This is a genomic window from Marinomonas sp. 63XJN7_9_ISO-PGPR-S23-217 (assembly GCF_056173515.1).
The window spans coordinates 3171801-3190653 of sequence record NZ_CM149678.1 but is presented as its reverse complement, the minus strand read 5'-3'; the positions used below and the strand labels follow the sequence as shown (position 1 = coordinate 3190653).

At 44.9% G+C, this 18853-nt stretch carries 17 protein-coding genes and 1 other RNA gene; all 18 read left to right on the top strand.

Annotated features, from left to right (window positions below):
- Positions 1-37 precede the first annotated feature (37 nt).
- The 18 genes from mutL to AC0VYI_RS14835 all read left to right on the top strand — a co-directional run bounded on the left by mutL (position 38) and on the right by AC0VYI_RS14835 (position 18847).
- Positions 38-1990, top strand: coding sequence for a DNA mismatch repair endonuclease MutL (mutL, locus tag AC0VYI_RS14920; protein ID WP_475443828.1), 1953 nt, complete (start codon positions 38-40; stop codon positions 1988-1990).
- Position 1991: 1 nt separating this feature from the next.
- Positions 1992-2924, top strand: coding sequence for a tRNA (adenosine(37)-N6)-dimethylallyltransferase MiaA (gene miaA, locus AC0VYI_RS14915; RefSeq protein ID WP_199474684.1), 933 nt, complete (start codon positions 1992-1994; stop codon positions 2922-2924).
- Positions 2925-3011: 87 nt separating this feature from the next.
- Entirely contained in the window at positions 3012-3257 is a 246-nt protein-coding gene (hfq, locus tag AC0VYI_RS14910; protein WP_199474685.1) for an RNA chaperone Hfq, read from the top strand.
- A 34-nt stretch (positions 3258-3291) separates the two neighbouring features.
- Positions 3292-4587: a ribosome rescue GTPase HflX gene (gene hflX / locus AC0VYI_RS14905; protein WP_199474686.1), complete on the top strand. Its 1296-nt coding sequence runs from the start codon at positions 3292-3294 to the stop codon at positions 4585-4587.
- A 39-nt stretch (positions 4588-4626) separates the two neighbouring features.
- Entirely contained in the window at positions 4627-5871 is a 1245-nt protein-coding gene (gene hflK, locus AC0VYI_RS14900) for an FtsH protease activity modulator HflK (protein WP_475443826.1), read from the top strand.
- Positions 5871-6758 (top strand): protease modulator HflC, encoded by an 888-nt coding sequence (gene hflC, locus AC0VYI_RS14895; RefSeq protein ID WP_199474688.1) that lies wholly within the window; start codon positions 5871-5873, stop codon positions 6756-6758. The genes hflK and hflC overlap by 1 nt, the downstream gene beginning before the upstream one ends.
- Positions 6759-6875: 117 nt before the next feature.
- Positions 6876-7073, top strand: a complete 198-nt coding sequence (locus AC0VYI_RS14890) for a DUF2065 domain-containing protein (protein ID WP_067014946.1) — start codon at positions 6876-6878, stop codon at positions 7071-7073.
- Positions 7074-7087: 14 nt separating this feature from the next.
- Positions 7088-8263 (top strand): ATP phosphoribosyltransferase regulatory subunit, encoded by a 1176-nt coding sequence (locus AC0VYI_RS14885; protein ID WP_199474689.1) that lies wholly within the window; start codon positions 7088-7090, stop codon positions 8261-8263.
- Positions 8264-8300: 37 nt separating this feature from the next.
- Positions 8301-9599 (top strand): adenylosuccinate synthase, encoded by a 1299-nt coding sequence (locus AC0VYI_RS14880; RefSeq protein ID WP_475449826.1) that lies wholly within the window; start codon positions 8301-8303, stop codon positions 9597-9599.
- A 208-nt stretch (positions 9600-9807) separates the two neighbouring features.
- Positions 9808-10506 carry a response regulator transcription factor gene (locus tag AC0VYI_RS14875; protein ID WP_067014940.1) on the top strand — a complete coding sequence of 233 codons (699 nt, stop codon included), beginning with the start codon at positions 9808-9810 and terminating at the stop codon, positions 10504-10506.
- A gap of 6 nt (positions 10507-10512) precedes the next feature.
- Positions 10513-11859, top strand: coding sequence for a sensor histidine kinase (locus tag AC0VYI_RS14870; RefSeq protein WP_199474690.1), 1347 nt, complete (start codon positions 10513-10515; stop codon positions 11857-11859).
- Between the two features lie 87 nt (positions 11860-11946).
- Positions 11947-12295: RNase P RNA component class A (gene rnpB / locus AC0VYI_RS14865), an RNA gene on the top strand.
- Positions 12296-12603: 308 nt separating this feature from the next.
- Positions 12604-13059 carry a division/cell wall cluster transcriptional repressor MraZ gene (mraZ, locus tag AC0VYI_RS14860; protein WP_199474839.1) on the top strand — a complete coding sequence of 152 codons (456 nt, stop codon included), beginning with the start codon at positions 12604-12606 and terminating at the stop codon, positions 13057-13059.
- Entirely contained in the window at positions 13056-13994 is a 939-nt protein-coding gene (rsmH, locus tag AC0VYI_RS14855; protein WP_475443823.1) for a 16S rRNA (cytosine(1402)-N(4))-methyltransferase RsmH, read from the top strand. The genes mraZ and rsmH overlap by 4 nt, the downstream gene beginning before the upstream one ends.
- Positions 13987-14265, top strand: coding sequence for a cell division protein FtsL (gene ftsL, locus AC0VYI_RS14850; protein ID WP_199474692.1), 279 nt, complete (start codon positions 13987-13989; stop codon positions 14263-14265). The genes rsmH and ftsL overlap by 8 nt, the downstream gene beginning before the upstream one ends.
- A complete protein-coding gene (locus AC0VYI_RS14845) occupies positions 14262-16025 on the top strand; it encodes a peptidoglycan D,D-transpeptidase FtsI family protein (protein WP_475443821.1) in 1764 nt (587 codons plus the stop codon). The genes ftsL and AC0VYI_RS14845 overlap by 4 nt, the downstream gene beginning before the upstream one ends.
- Positions 16026-17507, top strand: a complete 1482-nt coding sequence (locus AC0VYI_RS14840) for a UDP-N-acetylmuramoyl-L-alanyl-D-glutamate--2,6-diaminopimelate ligase (RefSeq protein ID WP_475443819.1) — start codon at positions 16026-16028, stop codon at positions 17505-17507. It abuts the gene before it with no gap.
- Positions 17501-18847, top strand: coding sequence for a UDP-N-acetylmuramoyl-tripeptide--D-alanyl-D-alanine ligase (locus AC0VYI_RS14835; RefSeq protein ID WP_475443817.1), 1347 nt, complete (start codon positions 17501-17503; stop codon positions 18845-18847). The genes AC0VYI_RS14840 and AC0VYI_RS14835 overlap by 7 nt, the downstream gene beginning before the upstream one ends.
- The last annotated feature ends 6 nt before the right edge of the window (positions 18848-18853 follow it).

Genomic DNA, 18853 nt, shown 5'->3' with positions numbered 1-18853 from the left:
CTGTTTAAAGGGGCTTCTTTCTGACTAAAGGCAATTCATGCAAAGAATTAATCTTTTATCTCCTCGTTTGGCAAACCAGATCGCTGCGGGTGAAGTGGTTGAGCGTCCTGCTTCTGTTGTTAAAGAGTTGCTTGAGAACAGTTTGGATGCAGGGGCAACCCAGCTGGATATAGAGGTTGAGCAAGGTGGTGTTCGCCGTATTAAAATTCGTGACAATGGAACTGGGATTGTAAAAGAGGATTTATCCTTAGCGTTAAGCCGACATGCAACCAGTAAAATTGTTACATTAGACGACCTTGAGGCGGTTCGAACCTTAGGGTTTCGAGGTGAAGCTTTGGCCAGTATTAGCTCAGTTTCGCGGATGCATTTAACGTCTTTAGCGCAAGGTGAAGCAGAGGCTTGGCGAGTGGAAGCGGAAGGGAAGGAAATGAATACGGCAATTCGTCCTGCTTCTCATCCACAAGGAACCACTATAGATGTGCGAGATTTGTTTTTTAATACACCAGCTCGTCGTAAATTCTTGCGCACAGAAAAAACGGAGTTTAGCCATCTTGAAGAAGTGGTTAAACGTCTGGCGTTGAGTCGTTATGATGTGGGATTCCGTTTAAGTCACAATAGTAAACAAGTCTATGATTTACGTCCGGTGACAGATCAGCTCCATGCGGAGCATCGGCTAGCAAACCTTTTGGGTAAAAAGTTCATTGAAAATGCCTTGACCATCGATGTTGAGGCGGCAGGGCTCCGTTTATGGGGTTGGATTGGTTTGCCAACGTTTTCCCGTTCTCAGGCAGATTTGCAGTATTTTTTTGTTAATGGGCGAGTAGTAAAAGATAAGCTGGTTGGTCATGCTGTACGGCAAGCCTATCGTGATGTCTTGTATAATGGACGTCATCCTACTTTCGTGTTGTACCTTGAGCTTGATCCTGCCACGGTGGATGTTAACGTGCATCCTACCAAGCATGAAGTACGTTTTCGAGATGGGCGTTTGGTCCATGACTTCCTGTTTAGTCGTATTCATAAAGCCATTGCCGATGTACGGCCTGAAGCAGAGGGTGAGCGCTCTAATGCAAGTGCGTGGCTGCCTTCAGACTCTGTGCCTCAAGAGCCTGTTATGGTTGAACAAGGGGCATTGCCTTTGGTGAGTCAGCGCTCTTCTGGTGCGGATTTGATGAAACAGCCGTCGAAGGCGATTGATTCCGGACAAATTACCAGTCAACTTAACGGCATGCGTCAACTATCGGATTACGCGCAAAATTATACTGAGAATCAGTATGAGGAAGTCGATCCAGAAACGGGTGAAGTACGTATAATAAAAAGCAGTTCTCCGGTTGAGAATGATGGGGCTTTTGGCGCGGATACTTACTCGAATCCGTCATTTGAGGTGAAAGAAGGAGGTTATCAGGCGATTCCTCCGTTAGGTTTTGCTATTGCTCAGCTACACGGTGTTTATATTTTATCAGAAAGTGAAAGTGGCATGATATTGGTGGATATGCATGCTGCCCATGAGCGCATAGTCTACGAGCGTATGAAACAATCTTTCTACGATAAGACGATAGCCTCTCAACCTTTGTTGGTGCCGATTAATGTGTCTGTGTCCCAGAGTGAGGCCGATCTTGTTGAAGAGAATGGAGATGTGTTTTTGGCGTTTGGCTTTAAAGTGGAGCGTACAGGGTTAGAAAGTGTGATGGTGCGAGAGGTGCCGATTATTTTGATTAAAGCTGATGTAGAAAACCTTGTGCGAGACGTGGTGAGCGATCTTGCGACCAATGGCGTGTCGGATTTGATTGAGGCGCGGGCCAATGAATTAATGGCGACCATGTCGTGTCATGGTGCTGTTCGTGCAAACCGAAGGTTAACCATTGCAGAAATGAACAGTCTTTTAAGGGATATGGAGATTACCGAGAGAAGCGGACAATGTAATCATGGACGTCCAACTTGGACACAGATGACAATGTCGGACTTGGATAAGCTCTTTTTGAGGGGGCGTTAATATGCTCAAACCTAGCGTGGTGTGTTTAATGGGGCCAACTGCTTCTGGTAAAACGGGGTTAGCTGTTGAATTGGCTCAGAATCATGGTTACGAGATTATTAGTGTGGATTCTGCGCTTGTCTACAAGGGCATGGATATCGGCACAGCGAAACCGGATGCAGCGACACTAAAGAAAGCGCCACACCGATTGATAGACATTATTGATCCCTTGGAGTCTTACTCGGCAGCAGACTTTGTTGAAGATGCGGTTGAGCATGCTAAAGACATTATTGCCAAAGGGAAAATTCCTCTTATGGTAGGAGGGACGATGATGTATTTTAATGCATTGCAAAAAGGCTTGGCTCCTTTGCCGCAAGCAAATGAGGTCGTACGTAAAGAAATTGAGCAAGAAGCCAGTGTGAAAGGGTGGGCGGCATTGCATGAAGAATTGTCCCGTGTTGACCCTGAGTCCGCCCAACGTATTCATCCAAATGATCCTCAGCGCTTGCAGCGGGCCTTGGAGGTGTTTCGGGTGTCAGGTGTCTCCATGACTCAGTGGTGGTCGGAGCAAGAGCCTGTATCCTTGCCATTTGAAATGGTCAATTTGGCTGTGATGCCTAAAGAGCGCAGTGTCTTGCATCAACGTATTGAGCAGCGGTTTTATGAAATGATGGATCAAGGGTTCTTGTCCGAGGTGGAAGAGTTGTACCAGCGTGGTGACTTATCCATTGAGCTGCCATCTATCCGTTGTGTAGGGTATCGTCAGCTATGGAACTATTTAAATGGTGACGATTTGCTCGAAGATGCTATCTTTAAAGGGGTTGTTGCTACTCGTCAGCTTGCAAAGCGTCAGCTGACTTGGCTTCGAGGTTGGGAGGATTTGATGATTTTTGATAGTTTGTCAAAAGAACTTGTGCCAGAGGCCTTGAAATACTTAGAAAGCAGGATTATATAGGGGAAATACAAAAAGATTTGGTGTATTATCTAGCGTATTGTTTTAACAAGATTAATTTTTATTTTTACCCTGATTAAGGAGATTCCAATGTCAAAAGGGCAATCGTTACAAGACCCTTACTTAAACGTCCTTCGCAAAGAACGGATTCCTGTTTCTATCTTTCTTGTGAATGGCATCAAGCTACAAGGCCAAATCGAGTCATTTGATCAGTTTGTGATTCTTTTGAAAAATACAGTTAGTCAAATGGTGTACAAACATGCCATTTCAACTGTTGTACCTTCTCGAACCATACGCATCCCGACGACTGATCAGTCGGAAGATGCCGTTGAATAGTTTGCCGTTATAGGGCAAACTGAGGAATATTAATTTGTTTTTTGAACGCCCCGATAGTGGTGAAATTGCGGTATTGGTTCATATTGATTTTCATGATCAAAGTGAGTCTTATGGGCCTGAAGAGTTTGTTGAACTGGCGATTTCTGCTGGTGCGGATCCTGTTGCTGTAGTAACAGGGTCACGTCAGCGACCAGATTCGAAATATTTTGTTGGTTCCGGCAAACTGGACGAAATAAAAAATATTGTTGATCAAGAAGGCGCTCAAGTCGTTCTTTTTGATCATGCTTTATCTCCCTCCCAAGAACGTAACCTTGAAGCGATTCTAATGTGTCGTGTGCTTGATCGTACAGGACTCATTTTGGATATCTTTGCCCAGCGGGCACGTACCCATGAAGGTAAGTTGCAAGTTGAATTAGCTCAGCTTCAGCATATGTCAACCCGTTTGATTCGTGGCTGGACCCACCTAGAGCGCCAAAAAGGGGGCATTGGTATGCGTGGGCCAGGTGAAACCCAGCTGGAAACTGACCGACGCTTGCTTCGTGAGCGTATTAAGTCAATTCAGAAACGATTGGGTAAAGTGGATTCCCAGCGCGACCAAAGCCGCCGTTCAAGAGCGCGATCATCGGTGCCGACTGTCTCCTTGGTGGGGTATACAAACGCGGGTAAGTCGACTTTGTTTAATCGTGCAACGGGGGCTGATGTTTATGCTGCTGACCAGTTGTTTGCTACTTTGGATCCAACCCTAAGGCGGTTGGACTTAGAGCAGATTGGTACAATTGTTCTTGCGGATACGGTAGGGTTTATTCGTCAGCTTCCTCACCGATTGGTAAAAGCGTTTCAAGCAACGCTAAAAGAATCTTCTGAGGCTGATTTGCTTCTCCATGTGGTGGACGCTGCTGATCATTCTCGAGAAGAGAATATGGCAGAGGTTGATAATGTGTTGGAAGAAATTGGCGCTAATGAAGTTCCTACGTTAAAAGTATTTAATAAGATAGATGCTTTGCCAATGACCGAGCCTCGCATTGATCGCGATGAGAATGGCACACCAGTTAGGGTGTGGCTTTCTGCGCGTGATGGTGTTGGGGTTGATTTGTTGCAACAGGCGATTGCAGAGATCTTGGCGGTAGATGTCTTGGATGAGACGCTTATTTTGCCAGGTGAATTAGGTCGATTAAGGGCTATGCTATTTGAGCAGGGGGCGGTTCGTTCCGAGCACTATGATGATTTTGGGCGATCGGTGTTGGAAGTACGATTGCCTAGAAAGGATTATTTGCAGATTTTATCGCGCGCAGGTATGTCTGAAGATCAGATTGAAGTTGAAGCGGCATAAGACACGACAGAATTATCATTAGAAAAGTGGAGATGTAGTATGGCCTGGAATGAACCGGGTAATAACGACAAGGACCCGTGGAATCCTGATAAGAGCCGTAACAGTGGTGATCGCCCTGACGGTAAAGATAAGGAGACTGGAAACGGTGACCCATGGGGTCGTCCGACGGGTGGTAAAGATCAGGGGCCTCCAGATTTGGATGAAGCGTTCCGCAAACTGATGGACATGCTTGGCGTGAAAAAATCGCGCAAGGGTGGATCTGGTGGTGGTAACGGATCGGGGTTTTCTGGCAAATTCAATCGCAACTTGATTGCTATCTTGGTGGTTGGTCTGTTCGTGCTTTGGGCGGCGACAGGTGTTTACCAGATTGACCAGCAAGAGCGTGGTGTTGTCCTTCGTTTGGGCAAATACTATGAGACGGTTAAGCCTGGTTTGCATTGGAATCCACCACTGATCGACGATGTTACCAAAGTGAACGTGACAAAAGTACGTTCCCTTGACCATAAAGCGTTAATGCTTACGGTAGATGATAACATTGTTGAGGTAAGTGTATCTGTGCAATATTCGATACAAAACCCTAAAGATTTCCTATTAAATGTGAAAAATCCAGAAGAGTCGCTTGCTCAGGCAACTGAGAGCGCCTTACGACATGTGGTTGGTAGTTCTGAGATGGATCAGATTTTGACAGAAGGTCGTGAGTTGCTGGCAACTGAGGTGAAAACGCGTTTGCAGGATTACATGAATGCTTACGGAACGGGCTTGTTAATTTCTAAAGTTAACGTTGAAAATACGCAAGCGCCAACTCAGGTGCAGGCTGCGTTTGATGACGTTATCAAGGCGAAAGAAGATGAGTTGCGTGTACGTAATGAAGCAGAGTCTTATGCTAACGGTATTATTCCGCAAGCTCGAGGTAATGCGCAGCGTATTCGTGAAGAAGCAGAGGCTTATCGCTCTGAGATTGTTGCTCGTGCTAGTGGTCAAGCGGATCGGTTTGAGCGATTGTATCGTGAGTACGTGAAAGCGCCAGAAGTAACACGTCGCCGTCTCTATCTTGAAACAATGGAAAATCTGTATAAAAACACTAATAAGGTGGTTATTGATACGGAAGGTGGTAATAACATGATGTATTTGCCGCTTGATCAGTTGATGAAAAATCAATCGTCATCGAAAAAGCTTGATGTGGATAAGCTTGATCCTGATGGCGTGAGTGCACTAACAGATCAGGTGATTAATGAAATCCGTAAGCGTCAGGGAGCATCGGTAACTAGGCAGGGGAGAAACTAATGAAAGGAACTTCTTTTGCAATTTTATTTGCTGCTTTGGTTGCGATTCTAATTGCGTCTCAGTCGATGTATGTGGTCAACGCAACTCAGCGAGCTGTTGTTTTACGGTTCGGTGAGATTGTTGATCCTGATGTTAAACCGGGTCTTCACTTTAAAATTCCGATTGTGAATGAGGTGAAGAAGTTTGATGCGCGTATTCAGACTATGGATTCTCGACCTCAGCGTTACTTAACATTAGAGAAAAAAGCAGTTATCGTGGACTCTTATGTTAAATGGCGAATTGAGTCAGTTTCTAAGTTTTATCAAGCAACGTCTGGTGATGTGTTTGTAGCGAACCGAGTGTTGTCTTCTCGTGTTGATACAGGGCTTCGTAACCAGTTCGGCGAGCGTACCATGCATGAGGTTGTTTCTGGTCAGCGTGATCAATTGATGACAGAGCTTCGTGATAAGCTGGATAAAGTGGCGCAATCTGAGTTAGGTATCAAAATTATTGATATCCGTGTGAAGCGTATTGATCTTCCGCCAGATGTGAGTGAGTCTGTTTATCAACGTATGCGGACAGAGCGTGAACGTGAAGCTCGTGAGCATAGATCGAAAGGTTTAGAGCTTGCGGAAGGTATCCGAGCGGATGCAGATCGTCAACGTGTTGTTATTGAAGCGGATGCGCAGCGTGATGCTGAAATGATTCGTGGTGATGGTGATGCTAAGGCGGCAGCGATATACTCTAAAGTGTATAAGCAGGATCCTGAGTTCTATGACTTTTACCGGAGTCTTCAGGCTTATCGTGATAGCTTCGAAGGTAATAAAGACCTGTTTGTAATTCAGCCTGATGGTGAGTTCTTCAGATACTTGAATAACTCTAATGGCAAGGAAAAAACAGCGAAATAGAATAGCAATATTCAAAAATATTGGGCTATGAGACCTATTTGTTAAAATAGGAAACATGGTATTATTCTACAAACCGGGTTATGCCCGGTTTTTTAATGGTCAAAATAAAGAGAGTCTATGCAGGAATTGTTGCAGTCGCTACTTATTGGCGTCAGCCTGTTATTGATCGCCGAGGGGATTTTGCCTTTTTTAGCGCCTAACTTGTGGCGAGAGATCATGGTGAGAGCGCTCGCAGGTTCGGATCTGAATTTGCGCATTCTGGGCGCGGTTAGTATGTTTCTTGGATTAACGCTCCTTTTACTGACCCGAAGCTAAGAGGAAATAGATTAATGACATTAGCAGATCGTTGGTTGCTTCCTGAAGGTGTTGATGAGGCGTTGCCTAAAAAAGCCGCGCAAATTGAACATCTTCGAAGAGCCCTGCTGAATCTCCATGAAAGTTGGGGATATCGCTTAGTAATTCCGCCTCTTTTAGAGTATTTAGACTCCCTTCTTACTGGGGCGGGTTCTGATCTAGAAATCGAAACCTTTAAAGTTATTGATCAATTATCCGGTCGTTTGCTGGGTATTCGTGCGGATTTTACGTCTCAAGTGTCCCGTATAGATGCGCATTGTCTAAAAGGTGAAGGGGTTCAGCGTCTCAGTTATTGCGGTAGCGTGTTGCGAACCATGCCAGCGGGGTTGGATGGAACGCGAAGCCCAATCCAGCTCGGGGCCGAGCTTTATGGTCATGGTGGGATAGAAAGTGACATCGAAGTCTTGTCTTTGATGTTGGAAACCCTCAATGTGGCAGGCTTAAACAATCTGGTCTTGGACTTAGGACATGTAGATGTCGTTCGAGGCGTGCTCGATGCTTGTAACTTATCTAAAGATCAAGAAGCGAGATTGACAGAATTCTATAAGTCTAAAGACTTGCCCGAACTGGATGCGTATGTTGCCGAACTTGACGTCACCAAAGAGCAGGCTGGCTGGCTTGTTTTGTTACCTCGATTGTGTGGCGGTGTTGATGTTCTGGATCGTGCTACAGCAGGTTTGTCTGGTGTTGGTGCGTCTGTTTTGGATGCGATTGCCTTGCTTGGTGAAGTAAGTGCGCTTATCTCTCGTCGTTATCCTGCTGTTGGGTTGCATTTTGATTTAAGTGATTTGGTGTCGTACAGCTATCACACTGGTCTGCTTTTTGCCGCTTATGTTCCTGGTCATGGTAATGCTATTGCTCGGGGTGGGCGTTATAACAATATTGGCGAAGTGTTTGGTCGCTCACGACCTGCAACAGGTTTTAGTACCGATGTTAAGGCGTTGGTTGCTTTAGTAGATTTTGAAGTAGCGACACCGAAAACAGTGCTGGCACCTATTTGTGCGAGTGATGCCATGTGGCAAGCAGTAAAAGCTCTGCGATCAGAGGGTTACCGTGTTATTGAAGCGCTGGACGATGCTTGGGCAGGTCGTGTTGATTTTGTGTTGAAATTTGCTGGTGATGCTTGGCAATTAGTGCCTGCAGAGAAATAGATCATCCTAAGAATTATTTTGAATGAGACCTGATATTATGGGTAAAAATGTCGTTATTTTGGGCACCCAATGGGGTGACGAAGGTAAAGGTAAAGTCGTTGATTTGCTTACAGAAGATGTGGCAGCGGTTGTTCGGTTTCAAGGTGGCCATAACGCAGGTCATACGTTGGTGATCGACGGTAAGAAAACGGTTTTGCATTTGATTCCTTCTGGCATCCTGCGTGAGGGTGTGCAATGTGTTATTGGTAATGGTGTGGTTTTATCACCTGCTGCGCTTAAGCACGAAGTGCTTGAGCTTCAAGAGCAAGGTGTCCCTGCTATTGACCGTTTGAAGATCAGTGCTGCGTGCCCTTTGATTCTTCCTTATCACATTGCAATGGATCAAGCTCGAGAGCTTGCTAAAGGCGAAAAGAAAATTGGTACAACTGGTCGAGGTATTGGGCCGGCTTACGAAGATAAAGTGGCGCGTCGTGCTATCCGTGTGGGGGATTTGTTGGATCCTGAGCGCTTTGCTAGCAAGTTAAAAGAGGTGCTTGAGTATTACAACTTTATTTTGACTCAGTACCACAAGGTTGAGCCGATCTCATACTCTGATGTGTATGCTGAAGGGTTGGAGATGGCTGAGTTCCTGCGTCCAATGGTAACCGATACGATTTCTCTGCTTCATAACTTGAGAAAGTCTGGCGCCAATATTATGTTTGAAGGAGCGCAAGGGTCTCTATTGGATGTAGATCACGGTACATACCCTTATGTTACCTCGTCTAATACCACGGCTGGTGGTGCGCCAGCGGGCACGGGGTTTGGGCCTTTGTACCTAGATTACGTACTAGGTATTACAAAAGCCTATACTACCCGTGTAGGGTCAGGGCCTTTTCCTACCGAGTTGTTTGATGAAGATGGTGAGCGCTTGGGGGCTCGTGGTCATGAATTTGGTGCAACAACGGGACGCTCACGTCGCTGCGGTTGGTTTGATGCAGTAGCGTTGCGTCATGCTGTACAGATTAACTCGGTTTCGGGTATGTGTCTGACTAAATTGGATGTTCTTGATGGCTCTTCTGTCATTAAAGTGTGTGTCTCCTATACTGATGATAAGGGTAATCCTGTTGCTGGTTGTTTGGTTGACAGTGAAGGCTATGAGCAAGCTTGTCCTGTTTATGTCGAGCTGCCTGGCTGGGAAGAATCTACGGTCGGTGCGGAAAGTTTTGAGGCGCTACCTAAAAATGCACAGGACTATATTCGCTTTTTGGAAGAGCACGTGGGGGTGCCTGTTGATATTATTTCCACAGGTCCTGATCGCTTAGAAACCATTGTTTTGCGCGACCCTTTTAAACAATAGTTTGAATATACTTTTGTTACAAAAAAGCCGCAATTGCGGCTTTTTTGTTCTGTTTTGACCGTAAGGTTCATTTTATTAGCATTAATTGTAAATAGAGTGAAAAAGGGGGGCGGTCTTTTTTGAACTCTAGGGTAGTATTTACAATTGACATTACGGCGCAAGAATAAAGCTGTAAAATAATAAACTTACTGGAAGAGAGATCCTGAATATGATGAAGATATTGCTTGCAGATGATGATGCGCGTTTATCGGACTTGATCAAAGAGTATTTTGATGGAGAAGGTTATGACGTTGCGCATGCTTGGAACGGTCGTGAGGCTCTTGAATTAATGGCAGAGGAAATGCCTGATATCGTTATTCTTGATGTCATGATGCCAGAGTTGGACGGTTTCGAAACACTCAAACAAATTCGAAACAAAAGCTCTGTACCTGTCATTATGTTGACAGCAAAAGGCGATGATATTGACCGTATTCTTGGTTTGGAAATGGGGGCGGATGACTATTTGTCTAAGCCGTTTAATCCTCGTGAGTTATTGGCTCGTATCAAAGCGATTTTGCGTCGTGCTAGTCAAGAGAAGGAAGACGATCCTACCGCAGACATTGAATTGTCTGGTGTTTTGTTGCGTCGTAAAGATCGTAGTGTGTTTTTGGAGGGAGAGTTAGTTGAGTTGACGACCTCTGAATATACCTTGTTAGAGTGTATGTTGATGGCGCCAGGTCAGGTGTTGACCAAGCAAGAGCTTTCGGAAAAAGCCCTTGGGCGTAAGTTGACTATGTATGATCGCAGTTTGGATATGCATATTAGTAATCTTCGTAAAAAGATTGGTAATTTAGAAACGGGTGATCCTCGTATTAAAACTGTTCGTGGTGTGGGTTATATTTTTGTTGCCAATGAGCAGGGTGCTTAATACGTTATGAAAAATACCTTTTTGCGAGTGTTTCTGGTGGTTTTGTTGTCCAATACGGTTGTGGTGAGTATTGGTCTAACAATCGTTCAGTTTGTCCAGAAACATAACCAAGTATCAGCTGATTTATTGGGTGATATTGGTGTGCAATTGGTTGCAGGGTATGAAAAATTTGGACTTGAGTCTCTCAAGGAAGAGGCTAGAAAGGCTGAAAAACGTCTTTCAGGTAGTATTTATTTATACCAAGAAAATGGGCGTCCTTTACTAAAGCCCTTGCCTAAAAACTTCCGTGATAGTAATAACTCGACAACGGATTCCCCCTCGGATTCCAGTGGGGATTTGGCAAGAGTTGATGGGCGCCCATCCGCCGATTTTTTACATAGTCAATTTATTCAAGTTATTGGGGCGAATAATGTCCAATACTTGTTGATATTTAAACCTAACCCTGAAATTAATTCGTTAGCGCCAGAACTTGTTATCGGTTTTTCTTTATTAGGGTTGCTTGTTTCAAGTGGTGTGTTGGCTTATTGGTTATTAGGTCCATTGTTAAAACTTCAGCGTGTTGCTCGTTTGTTTGGCCAGGGTGACATGACGGCACGAGTTGAGGATAAGCTGGTAAGACGAAGTGATGCAATTGGTAAGCTGTCTCGAGAATTTAACCAAATGGCTGTGCGCATCGATACTTTACTGTCATCTAAGGAGCGTCTAATGCGAGATGTTTCTCATGAATTGCGTACGCCGCTTGCTAGAATTGAGGTGGCTTTAACTATTGCCGAAGACAAATATGGCATGGAGCTGCAAAAAAGTTATTTGGCACGGATTCGGACTGAATTGCATGAACTTGATGAGCTAATAGGTCAAGTATTGACCTTGAGTCGTCTAGAAGCGGCAGCATTGAGTAAGCAGACGATGGATTTTCAGCGCTGGCTTGAAGAAATTGTTGAAGATGTCAGCTTTGAGAGTCAATTAAAAGGAATTTCAGTGGTTAAAACGGGGGTAAATCCCAAAACCTTGTTGGGTGATCCGCTCCAGTTGCGTCATGCGATAGAAAACGTACTGCGTAATGCTTGTTTTTATGCTGGCAAAGGAGGGGTGATTGAGGTTTCCACGGAAGAGAAGGAAGATCATGCATTTATTTATATTCGTGATAACGGGCCAGGCGTTCCTGAGGAAAAGTTAGAAAAGATATTTCATGCTTTTTATCGCTCTTCGGAAGCTCGCGAAGCAAACAGTGGTGGGTTTGGCGTAGGTTTGACCATTTCTAAGCGTATTATTCGTGCTCATAAGGGACAGATAGAAGCTAAAAACAGACCAGAAGGCGGTCTGGAAGTGTGCTTTAAGATTCCGTTGGTATGATGTTTTGTTTTTCTTGGTGTCGAGTATTTTGCTCGGCGTCGAGAAAGTCCTTGTCATTTTTCTCTTTGGTAAGTAACATGCGCGTCGCAAGTTGGCTAGGCAGTCGCCGCTCAATTTATTGGGGGGAGGAAAGTCCGGGCTTCGCAGGGTAAAGTGCCAGGTAATGCCTGGGGGGCGTGAGCCTACGGAAAGTGCAGCAGAAAATATACCGCCTAAGCAGTTTACTGCCGGTAAGGTTGAAATGGTGCGGTAAGAGCGCACCGCGCGACTGGCAACAGTTCGTGGCAAGGTAAACCCCACTTGAAGCAAGACCAAATAGGAACTCTTTGGCGTGACCCGCGCTGAGTTCGGGTAGGTTGCTAAAGACGTGCAGTGATGTACGTATTAGATGAATGACTGTCCACGACAGAACCCGGCTTATCGGCCAACTTGTGTTTTTTCTCCTCGTTTATTCTATTTGATGAGTGCCGTTTTAGGTTGCTTGTTCGATTTCTTGGCTCTTCTTTTTCATTTTTTGTTTCTCTAATTATCTTGTTCCCACTTTTTACCGTGGGCAGGCTTCTTTTTGCCCATAAAGTGTCGTTTTGTGGTTTTTTTCCTGTTTTGCTTCTGCTGTTTTCCACTAATTAAACGCCTTTACAAAATCATTTCATCTATTTTTGCCTATTTGGTTGGTTTTTTTTTACTCTTTTAAAGAAATAGTGTTAAATTGTGGGATAAAGTGTCGATAAGTGGGATATGACAATGTTTCGTGGGATTCATCATGTGAGTGTTGATGCAAAAGGGCGTATGTCCTTGCCTACACGTTTGCGTGATGAGCTCGCCCAATACGAAGACGAAGGCGTTGTTGTCACGATCGATCCAGCTTCTAAGTGTTTGCTGCTTTACCCTCTGATTGAGTGGGAGCAGATTCAGGAGAAGTTAGACAAATTGCCCAGCTTTCAGCCGCAAGCACGGCGCTTACAGCGTTTGCTTGTGGGTCATGCAACGGATTTAGAAGTAGATAAAGCAGGTCGTATTTTGTTGCCTGCACCGTTGCGAGACTTCGCTAACCTTGACCGAAAAGTGACTCTCTTAGGTCAGGGGAAAAAAATTGAAATATGGAGTCAGGAAGAGTGGGATACGCAACGAGACGACTACTTGTCTCAGGATTCTATAGATAACTTACAACTTGAAACCATGATGGATATCTCTTTATGACAGACGCCGTGCCAGAACATATCAGTGTCATGCTGAACGAATCCGTTGATATGTTGGTCACCAATGTAGATGGCCTTTATGTTGACGGCACTTTTGGTCGTGGAGGTCACACGCGTTTGGTATTGAATCGTTTACAGCAAGGTCGTTTATTAGGATTTGATAAAGATCCAGTGGCGATTGATTTTGGTAAAGCTTTGCAACAGGAGGATGAGCGCTTTTCCATCGTTCAAGATAGCTTCGCTAATATGACAGACCATATTGTGACGGTTTTTGGCTGCCACAAGGTGGATGGCATTATGATGGATTTGGGCGTTTCCTCACCGCAGTTAGATGATGCAGAGCGTGGCTTTAGCTTTATGAATGACGGCCCTTTGGATATGCGTATGAACCCTAATCAAGGAGAAAGCGCAGCACAATGGATCGCTCATGCTCAAGAAAAAGACATTGCAGATGTGATGTATCAGTTTGGTGAGGAACGTTTTTCGCGACGTATTGCAAAAGCCATTTGCGAGTACCGCGCTCATACGCCAATTGTGAGCACATTGCAGTTAGCCAAAATAGTGGCAGAGGCAAATCCTGCTTGGGAAAAGGGCAAAAATCCTGCTACGCGTGCTTTTCAAGGTATTCGAATCTTTATCAATAATGAATTAGGTGATTTGGAAGTCGGGCTAGAGGCAGCAGCTGAGGCGTTGAAAGTAGGAGGGCGTTTGGTCGTCATCAGCTTTCACTCTTTAGAAGATAGAATTGTCAAACGTTTTATGAAGCTGAAGTCTAAAGGGCCTGAGTTGCCACGACATTTACCCATTCAGAATGCTCACCTAGACATTAAATTTAAAACCATTGGTAAAGCAATTAAGCCATCTAAAACGGAAGTTAGCGATAATGTCCGCTCTAGAAGTGCTGTATTGCGTGTTTTGGAGCGAGTCAGTGACTAGATTGCGATTTTCCCCATGGTCTTATTCAGTTGGCGTTGTGCTGTTGTCCATTGTTTCGATTCTGGTCGTAGAGCAGGTTTACAGTTTCCGAATGGATTACTCACATCTGCAAGCGCTGAAACAAGACGAAGCCAACTATGAAGTGACATGGGGGCAGTTGCTACTAGAGCAAAGCGCATTGACTCAACCAAGTCGTTTAGAGCAGGCGGCGGTAAACCGCTTGCATATGCATGCACCTACTAAAGATGAAATAGTAATCGTCAAACCATGAGTATTGAAAACGGTCATCACCGTCCCGACAAATGGCGTTTTAGGTTTGTATACGGCATCGCGTTTATTTTGTTTGCTGTTGTTGCTGGACGCCTATTTTATTTAACTGTTATTGATAAGGATTTTTTACAAAATCAGGGAGAGATGCGTGCCGTTAGGACGGAAACGATTCCCGCTACACGGGGGATGATTTTAGATCGCCGTGGTGAGCCGTTGGCTGTCAGTGCGCCAACGTGGACCTTGGTTGCTAACCCCAAGAAACTCTGGGATATGGATCAAAACCCCGAAAAAGGAGAGACGCCTGAGCAGGAGATTAATCGTCTAGCGGATGCGATGGGGGTCGGTCATTCTTGGTTAACAAACAGATTTGAAGCCAATAAAACACGTTCTTTCATGTATTTGAAACGTCAGGTATTTCCCCATGAGGCGGATCAAATTATGGCGGCTCATGTTATTGGGGTGACAAAGCGTAAAGAATATAAACGCTTTTATCCTGCGGGTGAAATGACGGCACAAGTGGTTGGTTTCACCAGCATTGATGATAAAGGTCAAGAAGGATTGGAGCTGGAATATAACTCTGAATTGCAAGGTTCCCCTGGAAAACGTAGCTATATTAAGGACCTTTCAGGTAATGCTATTCGTCCGATTGGTCAAGAAATTCCGGCGCGTCCTGGGGAAAATATTCAGCTTAGCATTGATATGCGCTTGCAGTATTTGGCTTATCGAGAGCTTAAAGCAGCGGTGACCGAAAACCGTGCTACGTCTGCTTCGGCGGTTATTTTAGACGTCAAAACAGGCGAAATTTTGGCTATGGTGAATCAGCCATCTTACAATCCTAATGACCGTTCAACATTGGATTATGATGAATTACGTAATCGTGCGGTAATTGATTTATTTGAGCCTGGTTCCACCATGAAGCCTTTTACTGTGTCAGCGGCCTTAATGTCCGGCCAGTACAATACAGAGTCTATTATTAATACGTCGCCAGGTTATTTGCGCGTTGGGCGCTTCACCATTCGTGACGATGGTAACTATGGTAAAATTAACTTAGAAAAACTATTGGAAAAGTCTAGTAACGTCGGGGCTTCCAAGATCGCTTTTTCTTTGCCTCCGGATAGTATTTGGAATGTGGATCATTCACTTGGGTTCGGTTCTTCCGTTGGGATTGGTTTCCCTGGTGAGGTGTCTGGGGTCCTACCAACGCATTCTAGATGGCGTCCTGCAGAGCTTGCTACCTTGTCTTATGGTTATGGGCTCTCTGTTTCGACATTACAGCTTGCTCAGGCCTATATGACGCTTGCTAATGGTGGGTATCGTGTTCCAGTGACTATTTTTAAGCAAGATGCTCCACCAAAAGGGAAGCAAGTTATCCCACGAGCGGTCGCGAAAAGTGTTGTTAAAATGCTGGAAGGCGTGGTTTTGCATGGCTCGGGTAAGCTGGCGCAGGTACCTGGTTATCAAATCGCCGGTAAGACAGGTACAGTGCACGTCGTCGGTAACGATGGTTATCAGTATGATGAATACAATGCCATTTTTGCTGGTATTGCCCCTGCTTCGGATCCTCGTTTGGTAATGGTGGTGATGATTCATAATCCGAAAGGGCGTAACTATTATGGTGGGGAAGTTGCCGCACCAGTGTTTTCTCGGGTCATGCGTGGGGCGTTGCGGACATTGAATATTCCACCCGATATGCCTGATGGATTACGAGAAGTGAAACTTGATAGTAAAAAAGTTCCCTTTAGAGTGGCACAGGGTAATTAAATGGAAAATTTAACACATGCCCAATTGCTCAGTTTTTCTGCTGTTAAGCAAACAGGCAATAGGGCTGGTTGCTTCTATACTCATATAGAAACAGACAGTCGCAAAATAGACGCTTCGGGCGTCTTTTTTGCCCTTCCGGGGGTGGCAAGTCATGGTTGGGATTACTTGGATAAGGTGGCGTCATTAGGTGGACGTGTGGCGGTTGTGCCTCGTCATCTTAAGCTTTCTCATCCTATTATCGAGCTAATTCATGTTGATGAGCCGGCTACTGTTTTAATCAAGTGTTTGCACCATATGGTCGGTCTACCTCCTAAACGCCTAGTGGCTGTGACTGGGACAAATGGTAAGTCATCAATCTGTTTTTATCTTACGCAAATGGCGCAAGCTGCGGGCTTTTCGAGTGGTCTGATTGGCACGTTTGGCGTGGGGCCGCTGGACCAACTTCAAGAAGCTCGACAAACCACACCTGATTTATTGGCGATGCATCAATTATTAAGTCAAATGGCTGAGCAAGGGGTTGATTTTGTCGCCTTTGAAGCCTCTTCGCATGCCCTTGATCAGGGGCGTTTATATGGTGTTCCTTTCCAAACGGCAGTGTTTTCGAATTTATCCCGAGATCATTTAGATTATCACGGTACGATGGAGGCGTATGCAAAGGCTAAGCGCCGCCTTTTTTCTTTTCCATCCGTCGAGCAAGCAGTTTTGTGTCTAGATGATCCACAAGCGGCTTTTATGGCGGAAGTGGTATCGGATCAGGTGAATACGTTTTATTACAGTGAGTCCAATGAAAAAGCGGATTTCTATGTGAGAGATTTGCAATTTCATCCCGCAGGATGCGAGTTCATCTTATGTCATCCTGAGGGGCAAGAGTCGGTATTTTTACCTTTATTAGGGCGTTTTAATATTCAAAATGCACTTGCTGCTTTGGCGAGTTTATGGCCCTTTTTTGAGGATAAATCATTGCTTATTGCGGCATTGCAGGGGTTAAAAGGCGCCCCGGGCCGAATGGAAAAGGTTTTGACAGAGGCTCTTTTGGATGCCACTAATAGACCAACGGTTGTGGTGGATTATGCGCATACTCCTGATGCGTTAAAAGTGGCCCTTACGGCGCTGAAAGAACATTCTTCAGGTCGTGTGGTTTGCGTGTTTGGGTGTGGCGGTGATCGGGATCGAGGTAAACGCCCCATTATGCTCAGTACGGCATTACAATATGCTGATGATGTTTGGCTAACCTCAGATAACCCAAGAACAGAATCCCCAGAGCAGATTCTTCGTGATGCTGCTGAGGGTGTATCAGAACAGGCAGTCTATCAAGTTGAAGTGGATCGCCGAGTGGCAATTACAAAGGCGATAGCCAGTGCCAATAGCAAAGACATTGTTTTGATTGCTGGTAAGGGACATGAAACCTACCAAGATATTCAAGGGGTTAAACACCACTTTGATGATAAAGAAGAAGCATTGAAGGGCTTAGCATCATGTTAATTGATATGACTCTTTCTACCCTTGCTGAAATATGTGACGGTCAGTTGGCTGCAGATGATCAGCTCTTTACGGATGTTGTAACGGACACAAGGAAAATCGCTAAAGGTGCTTTGTTTGTGGCAATCAAAGGAGAGCGTTTTGATGGTCATGATTTTGCTCAGGATGCGATTAATCAAGGTGCTGTTGCGGTTTTATCTGACAGGGATCTCCCCAACCTTCCTTGTGTGAAAGTAGCGGATACGGTGGAGGCGTATGGGCGAATTGCTCGATATATTCGGGATGCGTTTCACGGCAACATTATTTCAATAACGGGAAGTAATGGTAAAACAACCGTAAAAGATTGGTTAGCTCAATCTTTTACAGGAAAAAGTGTGTTAAAAACACGCGCCAACTTAAATAATCAAATTGGCGTGCCTCAAACTTTGTTGGAATTAATGCCTCAACATGAGGTTGCTGTTATCGAGGCAGGGACAAGTTTTCCAGGTGAAATCAAGAAGTTATCCTATAGCATTTATGCTGATGTGGTGGTTTTGACAAATGCAAGTGGTAGTCATTTTGAAGGGTTTGGTAGTTTAGAAGGGATTGCGATAGAAAAGGGTGAGCTGATTACTGGAGCGAAAGCATCGGCAACGGTCATTCTGAATGCGGATGATGGTTTTTTTGATTACTGGTGTGGTTTGGCCGCAGGGCGTCGAGTTATGTCGTTTGGGTTTTCTTCTAGCGCGCATTTGTATGCCAAAGACATTCAGTTAAATGCGCAAACCAGTCATGCTGTATTTTGTTATCAGGGTCAAGAAGTTGATGTTGAAATCGGATGCGCAGGTAAACACCAAATTGCTAATGGTATGGCAGTGGTGTTGGCATTGATGGCGACAGGGACGGCATTTGTTGATGCGGTTAAGGTGTTGCGAACTCCCGTTCAAGTAAAAGGGCGATTGGAGCGGCTAACAACAAAAAATAACGCCTTATTAATTAATGATTGTTACAATGCGAGCCCAAAATCGGTAGAAGCGGCGATTGACGTGTTAACCATGCAACCCGTCGAGAAAACGTGGCTAGTATTAGGTGCTTTGGGGGAATTGGGTTGTCAAAGAGATGAAATACATGCCTCACTAGGGCGGTATGCAAGTGCAAAAAATGTATCGTGTTTAGTGAGCGTTGGGCCCATTGCCGCGATTGCTGCTAAAGCGTTTAAAGACGCAGGTGGTGAGGTCGTCATGTGCCAAGATCATAGTGAAGCGGCGGCTGTGATTCGGTCGCTTAATGAAGCACATGCCATTTTGATTAAGGGGTCGCGCTCTTCTCAGATGGAAAATGTGATTGATATTATAATGAATTAGGAATAA

What these genes read in the sequence shown, in the direction of transcription:
- AC0VYI_RS14845 (WP_475443821.1), top strand. Translation starts at nt 14,262, where the DNA reads ATGAGTATTGAAAACGGTCATCACCGTCCCGACAAATGGCGTTTTAGG.
- AC0VYI_RS14890 (WP_067014946.1), top strand. Translation starts at nt 6,876, where the DNA reads ATGCAGGAATTGTTGCAGTCGCTACTTATTGGCGTCAGCCTGTTATTG.
- hfq (WP_199474685.1), top strand. Translation starts at nt 3,012, where the DNA reads ATGTCAAAAGGGCAATCGTTACAAGACCCTTACTTAAACGTCCTTCGC.
- AC0VYI_RS14875 (WP_067014940.1), top strand. Translation starts at nt 9,808, where the DNA reads ATGATGAAGATATTGCTTGCAGATGATGATGCGCGTTTATCGGACTTG.
- rsmH (WP_475443823.1), top strand. Translation starts at nt 13,056, where the DNA reads ATGACAGACGCCGTGCCAGAACATATCAGTGTCATGCTGAACGAATCC.
- mraZ (WP_199474839.1), top strand. Translation starts at nt 12,604, where the DNA reads ATGTTTCGTGGGATTCATCATGTGAGTGTTGATGCAAAAGGGCGTATG.
- AC0VYI_RS14870 (WP_199474690.1), top strand. Translation starts at nt 10,513, where the DNA reads ATGAAAAATACCTTTTTGCGAGTGTTTCTGGTGGTTTTGTTGTCCAAT.
- AC0VYI_RS14835 (WP_475443817.1), top strand. Translation starts at nt 17,501, where the DNA reads ATGTTAATTGATATGACTCTTTCTACCCTTGCTGAAATATGTGACGGT.
- AC0VYI_RS14840 (WP_475443819.1), top strand. Translation starts at nt 16,026, where the DNA reads ATGGAAAATTTAACACATGCCCAATTGCTCAGTTTTTCTGCTGTTAAG.
- miaA (WP_199474684.1), top strand. Translation starts at nt 1,992, where the DNA reads ATGCTCAAACCTAGCGTGGTGTGTTTAATGGGGCCAACTGCTTCTGGT.
- hflK (WP_475443826.1), top strand. Translation starts at nt 4,627, where the DNA reads ATGGCCTGGAATGAACCGGGTAATAACGACAAGGACCCGTGGAATCCT.
- mutL (WP_475443828.1), top strand. Translation starts at nt 38, where the DNA reads ATGCAAAGAATTAATCTTTTATCTCCTCGTTTGGCAAACCAGATCGCT.
- AC0VYI_RS14880 (WP_475449826.1), top strand. Translation starts at nt 8,301, where the DNA reads ATGGGTAAAAATGTCGTTATTTTGGGCACCCAATGGGGTGACGAAGGT.
- AC0VYI_RS14885 (WP_199474689.1), top strand. Translation starts at nt 7,088, where the DNA reads ATGACATTAGCAGATCGTTGGTTGCTTCCTGAAGGTGTTGATGAGGCG.
- hflC (WP_199474688.1), top strand. Translation starts at nt 5,871, where the DNA reads ATGAAAGGAACTTCTTTTGCAATTTTATTTGCTGCTTTGGTTGCGATT.